This is a genomic window from Neisseria sp. P0021.S005, from assembly GCF_051956955.1.
Genome location: NZ_JBQCWY010000103.1, coordinates 1 through 8,285, shown reverse-complemented (window position 1 = coordinate 8,285; position 8,285 = coordinate 1). Strand labels below are relative to the sequence as shown.

At 50.1% G+C, this 8,285-nt stretch carries 8 protein-coding genes; 2 read left to right on the top strand and 6 right to left on the bottom strand.

Translation table 11 applies throughout. The features are described from left to right. Positions 1-259: 259 nt before the first annotated feature. Positions 260-1,045, top strand: coding sequence for a tryptophan synthase subunit alpha (gene trpA, locus ACTHUE_RS07785; RefSeq protein ID WP_440361136.1), 786 nt, complete (start codon positions 260-262; stop codon positions 1,043-1,045). 75 nt (positions 1,046-1,120) lie between these two features. Beyond that, complete coding sequence (accD, locus tag ACTHUE_RS07780; RefSeq protein ID WP_049331298.1) at positions 1,121-1,987, top strand: acetyl-CoA carboxylase, carboxyltransferase subunit beta; 867 nt, start codon at positions 1,121-1,123, stop codon at positions 1,985-1,987. A gap of 63 nt (positions 1,988-2,050) precedes the next feature. Here accD and ACTHUE_RS07775 read toward each other — a convergent pair whose 3' ends face one another. The 6 genes from ACTHUE_RS07775 to ACTHUE_RS07750 form a co-directional block, all read right to left on the bottom strand. Continuing rightward, positions 2,051-2,497: a GatB/YqeY domain-containing protein gene (locus ACTHUE_RS07775; RefSeq protein ID WP_049344106.1), complete on the bottom strand. Its 447-nt coding sequence runs from the start codon at positions 2,495-2,497 to the stop codon at positions 2,051-2,053. 102 nt (positions 2,498-2,599) lie between these two features. Beyond that, positions 2,600-2,812, bottom strand: a complete 213-nt coding sequence (rpsU, locus tag ACTHUE_RS07770) for a 30S ribosomal protein S21 (protein ID WP_003680926.1) — start codon at positions 2,810-2,812, stop codon at positions 2,600-2,602. A gap of 277 nt (positions 2,813-3,089) precedes the next feature. Then, a complete protein-coding gene (locus ACTHUE_RS07765; RefSeq protein ID WP_440361135.1) occupies positions 3,090-4,937 on the bottom strand; it encodes a transglycosylase SLT domain-containing protein in 1,848 nt (615 codons plus the stop codon). 178 nt (positions 4,938-5,115) lie between these two features. Next, positions 5,116-5,583: an FxsA family protein gene (locus tag ACTHUE_RS07760; protein WP_049335533.1), complete on the bottom strand. Its 468-nt coding sequence runs from the start codon at positions 5,581-5,583 to the stop codon at positions 5,116-5,118. A 167-nt stretch (positions 5,584-5,750) separates the two neighbouring features. Further along, positions 5,751-7,268: a polyamine aminopropyltransferase gene (locus tag ACTHUE_RS07755; RefSeq protein WP_293203795.1), complete on the bottom strand. Its 1,518-nt coding sequence runs from the start codon at positions 7,266-7,268 to the stop codon at positions 5,751-5,753. 124 nt (positions 7,269-7,392) lie between these two features. Then, on the bottom strand, positions 7,393-8,285 hold an 893-nt coding region (locus ACTHUE_RS07750; protein WP_440423228.1), incomplete at its 5' end, for a porin.

Sequence of the window (8,285 nt, the reverse complement as noted above, 5' to 3'; positions counted from 1 at the left end):
GCTGTTTGAATGATTTTCAGACGGCCTTTATTGTTTTATATTGCTTTCAAAATATCAGAATCTTGATTGCAAATGATTCTATGAAATAGCCGTAAATGTTATACTTAGCCTCTTGTTTGCCGATTGGGAAGAAACAGTCATTAGATAATGCGGATAAATGCCGCTTTTTCATGGCAGACTGAGGTTTTTAAAACAAATGTAACGGCAGAATAAACAGGCTGCCGGACAACATTCAAATCGATGAAATGGATAGCAGAAAATGAGCAGAATCCAACAAACTTTCTCAGTGCTCAATGGCGCAAAAGCACTGATTCCTTATATTACAGTGGGTGATCCCAACCTTGAGACAACCTTGGCATTGATGTATAGCCTGGTGGCTAATGGTGCTGATATTTTGGAACTGGGTGTGCCGTTTTCTGACCCGATGGCGGATGGCCCGACTATTCAACGTGCGGCTGAAAGGGCGTTGGCAAATCATGTTTCTTTGCACGACGTATTGGAAACAGTACGCTTGTTCCGTCAAACCAATGATAAAACGCCGGTTGTCTTGATGGGCTATTTGAACCCTGTACATAAAATGGGCTATCAGGCGTTTGCGCAAGCGGCTGCCGACGCGGGCGTGGATGGCGTATTGACTGTGGATTCTCCGGTAGAAACCATTACCCCGCTGCATGACTCATTGAAAGCGCAAGGTATTGATTGTATTTTCCTTATTGCGCCAACAACGACTGAGGAGCGTATTCAAACGATTGCCAAAGTAGCCGGCGGTTTTGTGTATTATGTATCGCTCAAAGGCGTGACCGGTGCGGCAAGTTTGGATACTGAAGAAGTTTCGCGTAAAATAGAGCTTTTGCGCAAATACATCGATATTCCGATTGGTGTCGGCTTCGGCATCAATAATGCGGAGAGTGCGCGTAAGATTGGTGCGGTAGCGGATGCCGTTATTGTCGGCAGCCGTATCGTCAAAGAGATTGAAAGCCACGCAGGTAGCGAGGCCGAAGCAGTAGGCGCGTTGGTTAAAGAGTTGAAAGACGCGATTCGCTAAATTTTTCCATTCCATTGTTTCAGACGGCCTTACGTTCAACTGGCCGTCTGAATTCTGAATTCCAAGGAGTCATTCATGAGCTGGCTAGATAAAATTCTTCCTCCGAAAATTAAAAACCGAAGCAGTTCGTCCAGCGTCCCTGAAGGCCTGTGGCACAAATGTCCGTCTTGTTCGGCAACGGTTTATTCAACCGAGTTGAAGCAAAACAGCGAAGTCTGCCCGAAATGTAATCACCACAATCCGCTTTCTGCGCGCGAACGTTTGAATCTACTTTTGGATGAAGAAGGCCGTGAAGAGATTGCAGCCAATATTAAACCGACCGACCCGCTGAAATTCAAAGACAGCAAAAAATATCCCGACCGCCTCGCGGCTGCGCGTAAAGCAACCGGTGAAGACGATGCATTGGTTGTTATGAAAGGCACCATGAACGGCCTGCCTGTCGTAGTGGCTGCGTTTGAATTCCGTTTTATCGGCGGCTCTATGGGTTCGGTCGTGGGTGAGCGTTTCGTTCAGGGTGTACGTCGTGCCGTTGCAGATAATTGTTCGTTTATTTGCGTGGCGGCTTCCGGTGGTGCGCGTATGCAGGAAGGGATTAACTCTTTGATGCAGATGACGAAGACCAGCGCGGCTTTGCATTTGCTGACTGAAAAACGTCTGCCGTTTATTTCCGTATTGACTGACCCGACCATGGGCGGCGTGTCTGCCAGCTTTGCCTTCTTGGGTGATGTGGTTTTAGCAGAACCGAATGCGCTGATTGGTTTTGCCGGTCCGCGCGTTATCGAGCAGACTGTACGCGAAACCTTGCCGGAAGGTTTCCAACGTGCAGAATTCTTGTTGGAGAAGGGGGCAATCGACCAAATCGTCGATCGCCGTTCCATGAAAAAACGTATCAGCGATTTGATTACTTTGTTGCGTCATGAAGGTAAAGTAACTGCTGCTTGATTGGCACAATAAGAAAGGCCGTCTGAAAATAATATTTCAGACGGCCTTTTTGATTATTGAGGATTAAGCAGTCAATGCGGCTTTTAAAATCTTGTTGACTTCACCCATGTCGGCTTTGCCGGCCAGGCGGGTTTTCAATACGCCCATGACTTTGCCCATATCTGCCATGCCTGATGCACCGGTTTCTGCAATGACTGCTTCAACAACAGTCTTGATTTCTTCTGCAGACATCATTTGCGGCAGGTAGCAGTTGAGGATTTCGATTTCCGCGTTTTCTTTGTCAGCCAAATCTTGACGACCGGCTTCGGTGTAGATTTTGGCGCTGTCTTTGCGCTGTTTTACCATTTTGGTCAGGATAGAGATGACTTTTGCGTCATCGGCTTCAGTGCGCTCATCTACTTCAAATTGTTTGATGGCGGCATTAATCAGGCGGATGGTGCTTAAAGACACTTGGTCTTTGGCACGCATGGCGGTTTTCATGTCTTCGGTTAATTGTGTTTTTAGGCTCATAATGTTCTCACTTTATATCAATAAAAAAGTGCCGTCTGAAAAATAAAACACACCGCAAAGCTGCCCTTGCGGTGTGTCGTTTATCACAGGGCAGGCCTGTAATTAGTACATTTTAGGAGGCAGTTGTTGGCTGCGCAGACGTTTTTGCAGACGTTTGGCTGCAGCAGCTTTTTTGCGTTTGCGTTCGGTAGTTGGTTTTTCGTACGCTTCACGGGCGCGCAACTCGGTCAACAGACCGGTTTTTTCTACGGCACGTTTGAAACGACGCATGGCAACTTCAAATGGTTCATTCTCTTTAACACGAATAGCAGGCATTTTATTTCCTTTAAATTTTGTTCAATCAAACCGTTTTAAGAAATAGAGGACGGTTTGTCATAATGGGGTAGTTGTTGTATCGCTGGTTTGCCTAGGGCAGGGCGGGATACGCGCCGTGATGTAAACATCACCTCCTAACAAGTCGGCTTTTGCCGTGCAAGTGACCTTTTCGGTCAGAAACAATCGGGCGATTATCTTATAAACCCGATAGTCTGTCAAGGTTGTAGGCCGTCTGAATGTTGGATTCTGTCTCACTTTTCAGACGGCCTATCGGGTATTAATAGCGGCCGGGAACCGTACCCATACGTTGTTTCAACGAAGTCTGCGGTTCGTTGAACAATGACGCGTAATAAGTCGCGTTGGTCATGACTTTTTTCACGTAGTCACGGGTTTCGGTGAATGGGATGGTCTCGGCGTAGATGGCGCCTTCCAAAGGAGAAGAAGCCTGCCAGTTGCGGGCGCGGCCGGGGCCGGCGTTGTAGCCTGCGGTGGCCATCACTTCGTTATTTTGCAGGCGGCGTTTGGCATCTGCCATGTACCAAGTACCCATGCGGATATTGCCGTCCATGGTGTAGAGTTCGCTGCTGCTCATACCGATTTTGCCGGCGATTTCGCGGGCGGTTGCAGGCATGACCTGCATCAGGCCTTGTGCGCCGACGCTGGATTGTGCGCCCATGACAAAGCGGCTTTCTTGGCGAATCAAACCGTAAACCCATGCCGGGTCAACGCCTGCCTGTGCGGCATAGCGGACGGTCAGGTCTTTAAACGGAGAGAGATAGCGCAGTTTGTAGTTGAGTTTGTGGTCGGTACGGTCTGCGCTGTTGATTGCCATGTCGTAGAACTGGTTGTCAAAAGCGACTTGTGCGGCAGTCAGCAGATTGTCTTCGTTGAAGTCGCGGGTGGCAAAACGCCATTCCGCCTGCGCCTGACGGCGCATTTTGGAATCGCCGTTGCTTTGGCTGTTTTTAAACAGAACCAATGCGCGTTTGATGGCCCCGTCTTCACTCATGCGGCGGACGTCTCTGGAATCGGCATCGGAAACATTGTTGCGCGTATTGATGCGGTGGCCCAGTTCTTCACCTGCCATTACGGCGTAGAAATTGCGGCCGGAAGCGGCGGCTTTTTCGTACATTTCTTTGGCTTGGCTGCTTTTGCCTTGTGCGGCAAAGCTGCGGCCCAGCCAATATTGCCATGTCGGGTCTTTTTGCAGTTTTTCAGGCATATGCTGAATCACGCTTGCCAATTCGTCCCAACGTTGCAGGCGCAAGGCGGCGCGTGCGTACCATTCCAATTGTTCGTCGGTCAATTGCTTGCGGTCGGAAACGCGGCCGTAGTAGCTTAAAGCAGTCGGCATGTTTTGGCTTTGAGCATGGTAGTGGCCCAATACGCCCCATGCGAAGCTGCGTTGTTCGCGGCTGAGGCCGGATTCCATGTCGGACAGGGTGGCAGCGGCAGAAGCAGACTTGCGTGCATCTTTGCCGATTACGCTCAACAGGCTGTATTCGGTCGCACCTTGCGCGCTACCTTCAAAGGGGCTGCCCAATGCGGCGGCGAGGTTGCGTGCATCTGTGGTTTGACTGTTGCTCAACAAGCCACGCACGCGACGCCATGCGTCGTTGGTGTTCAGACGGCCTGAAGCTGCCGCGCTTTCAACCAAGCGGGTACAACCGGCAGGCAGTTTGCCGGTAACGCGAACCAGCTCGGCGGCTTTACTGTAATTGCCGCTGCTCAAATCGGCATAACATTGCACTTCTTGGGCGACGCCAGCGGCGTTCAATTTACTGAATTCTTGACGGAACAAATCCCATTGGCCGCGCGTGCCCAAGGTTTTCAGCCATTCGTTGCGGACGTTTTCAGCCATTGCGCTGTCGCTGGCTTGGGATAAAAATTGTTGTACCCAAGCATCGTCACCGCGTTTGGCGGCATCGATGGCGCTTTGGTATTGGCTGTAATCGGACAGGACTTTGGATTCGCTGTCGGTGCGGCGTGAAGGAATAGAAGTGGATTTAGGCTGAACGACGGTTTCGGTTTTCGAAGCAGTCGGTGTGTTTTGGGTGGCGCACGCCGATAAAACAGCGGCGGTAATCAAGCTGAGGGAGAGAGGGAAAAGACGTTGAACGTTCATTAGATACCGTGTCGTTTTTAGAATCAAAATAGTTGCTTATTTTAAATGATTTATGCGGAATAACCGAATTACAAACCGATATTTACATTTTCAAAGCCAGGAAATGACTAAAGCCGTCTGAAATATGAAACACTTTTGAGGTATTCCTAATTCAGACGGCCTGTTATGAAGGAAGTCGTCAATCGGGTTTGTGTTCGATATATTCTTGCGGTTTGTCGGCTTTGCTGGTGCGTGTAACCGTATATTCGCCTTCGATAATGTCTTCATCATCTTTGGCAGAGCTGTAAGTCTGGCGGCTTTGGAAAGACTGCGTAGAAGAAACGGCCGCGTTGCCTTTAAACGGAATCAGCAAGAGTAGGGCAACGGCGGTTGAAATAAAACCGGGGCTGAGCAGGAAAACCGCGGCAGCAGTATAGCGAATCGGCCACAGCATCTGATAGAGGGAAATGTTTTGGCCGCTGCGGACGGCTGCGCCAGCGAGTAAAAGGCCAGAGATGCCGGTATGGCGCAGCATAAAGATACCGCTGATAAAGCTGAGAGCCATCACAAACAGCGTCCAACCACCGCCAAGCCAGTCGGCAACCCAGACGATGGACATGATTTCCAAAAAGATTAAAACCAAAAAACCGATTCCAAAATACTGCATAAGTGTTTGTTCCTTCATTCAACGGATAGTGTCGATTGTGTTCTATCTAGATAAAGATAAACCTTATTTTTTCAAGCAAATGCTGTGTGAAAAAGGGTAAACGGGCGATGAGGCCGTCTGAACGGAGATAAAAAGAAGGTAGATGTTCCAGACGGCCTTTAGATATTTTATCGCATCACATTGTTCCAATCACTTTCAAAATAACTGACGAGAATTTGGTTGTTCAAATAATTTGCTTCCACCTTGCGCCTTGCCATATCGGGCGGAAAACGGAACATTTCAGCGACGGTCTGGGCATTGAGATAGCGGGTGGGTACGTCGAATTTTTGCGGAATGGGGAAGTTTTGGTCAAACCCTGCCAACACAAATCCCCATTCGCCAAAGGAAGGGACGTAAACATGATAGGGCGCGGTATTCAATTTGGCCGCTTCGAGGGTGGCAACGACCGACCAGTAGGCGTTAGGGGCGAAATAAGGCGAAGTCGATTGCACAACAATCTTGCCTTGCGGCTCAAGATGGCGGGCAACGAGGCGGTACATGGGGACGGAGTAGAGTTTGCCCAGCGAGAAATTGGATGGGTCGGGTAGGTCGATGATGATAACGTCGAATTTTTCAGACGACCCTTCCAGCCATTTGGCGGCATCGTCGTTGACGACGTGCATTTTGGGATGGGACAGCGAGCCTTGGTTGAGTGCGCTCAAGGTGGCGGAGGTTCTAAAAGTGGCGGTCATGTCGGGGTCGAGATCGACCAAAGTAACATTTTTGACCTGCGGATATTTCAAGACTTCGCGTGCCGCCAATCCGTCACCGCCGCCGAGAATCAGGACGCGTTCGGCATTGGGAACCATCTGCATGGCAGGCAGGACGAGTGCTTCATGGTAACGGGCTTCGTCGCGTGAGGAGAATTGCAGGTTGCCGTTGATATAGAGGCGGGTGTCGTCTTTCCAGCGGGTCACGACCAGCCGTTGGTAGGGCGAATGGCTTTGATAGACAACGGGATCGCCGAAATAGCTTTGTTCGGCTTTGAATGAGATGCGGTCGGCGTAGGCGAAGGCGGCGGCGAGGACGGACAAGACAATCAGCGCGCGCAGGCGGATGGCGCGGTAGCGGGGTAGCTCGGCTTTGAATACGCGCGCGGTCAGGTAGGCAACGGCGGCGTTGAGGATGCCGAACAAAAGGGCGGAACGCGCCATGCCGAGTTTGGGTGCGAGGAGGAGCGGGAAGAGCAGGGAAACGGCGAGTGCGCCCAAGTAGTCGAAGGTCAATACTTTGGAAACGAGTTCTTTAAATTCCGCACCTTTTTGGTTTAACACGCGCATGACCAAAGGAATTTCCATGCCGACAACCATGCCGACAATCAGTACAAAAGCGTAGAGCAGGGTGCGGAACGGGGCGGCGGATAAACCGAAGGCCACAAATAATGCCAGTGCGGAAATACCGCCGATGATGCCGACCAGAAGTTCGATTTCGATAAAGCGGTGCAACACGTCTTTATCTTTGATGTATTGGGTCAGGTGGGCACCGATACCCATTGAAAACAGATAAAGCCCGATGACGGAGGAAAACTGCAAAATACTGTCGCCCAAAAGATAGCTTGCGAGCGCGGCGATGATGAGCTCATAAGCGAGGCCGCAGCTGGCGACGATAAAAACGGAGATGATGAGGGTGCGGTGGGCGTTCATGATGACGTTTTTGTTGCTTGAGTGTGGGCAATGTAATGATTTTTAAGGTGGGCTGCAAGTTTAATTATAGGATGTAGAAAAGGCCGTCTGAACAAATTGTTTCAGACGGCCTTTAATCTGTCAGGCATTAATAGCGGTGTTTGAATACCATGCCCACGGCGTAAGAAGATTTTTTCGGCAAATCTTCTTCGTATTTCGGATTGACGTTTTCTTTCAACCAGCCGGCGCCGAGTGTGGCAGTTGTCCGTTTGGAGAAGCTGTAATCGGTGCTGACGGCGACGTGTTTGTAGTCTTCGCCGATAGAGCTTTTACCGTAGGCAAAGCCGATTTGAGGTTTGAAATTGCCGATTTTATATGAACCCGACACCATAAATTCTTTGGTGTTGTTGATTTCTTTGTCTTCGTGTTTTATTTTTATACTATTCTTCTCCTCCTCCCATGGCCCCCAGCAGCTAAAGCCGTCGCAAGTATTTTTGGCGTATTGGAACGCGGCATCGACGGAGATTTTGTCTTTGCTGTATCCGGCCATGAATGCGTGGGCTTGGAAGTCTTTGGTTTCGGTCGGAGAGTCGTTGGGTGCGTATTCGGCAGCGTAGTGCGCGTTAAAGCCGTTGTTGGGGTGGTAGTAGTCCACACCCCAGCCGAAGACCCAGTCACCGTCACGTTTTTTGTCCGGATTCCAGTTGTTGTTATTGCGCGCGGCATTGGAACCGGGGGAAACGTTGAATTTGAATTGGAAGCCGTTTTTCCAAGGCGACTCATAAGCCATGGAAACACGGCGTTGGCCGAAGCGGGAAATTTTGCCGAACTCCAAAATCGGGCTGTTGGTGTCGAACGGGTTCAGATAAATGCTGTTCATGGGCGTACTGATGTAGCCCATTTTGACGGTGCCGAGGTTTTTGTAGCTGTTGAGCGCGACGTATGAGTCGGCAGTACCCCAGCCGCCCCAGCGGTCGGAATCGAAGTAAATAAAGGAGCCAAGTTGCCATTTCAGCCATAAGTCGTTGTTGAGTCGTACTT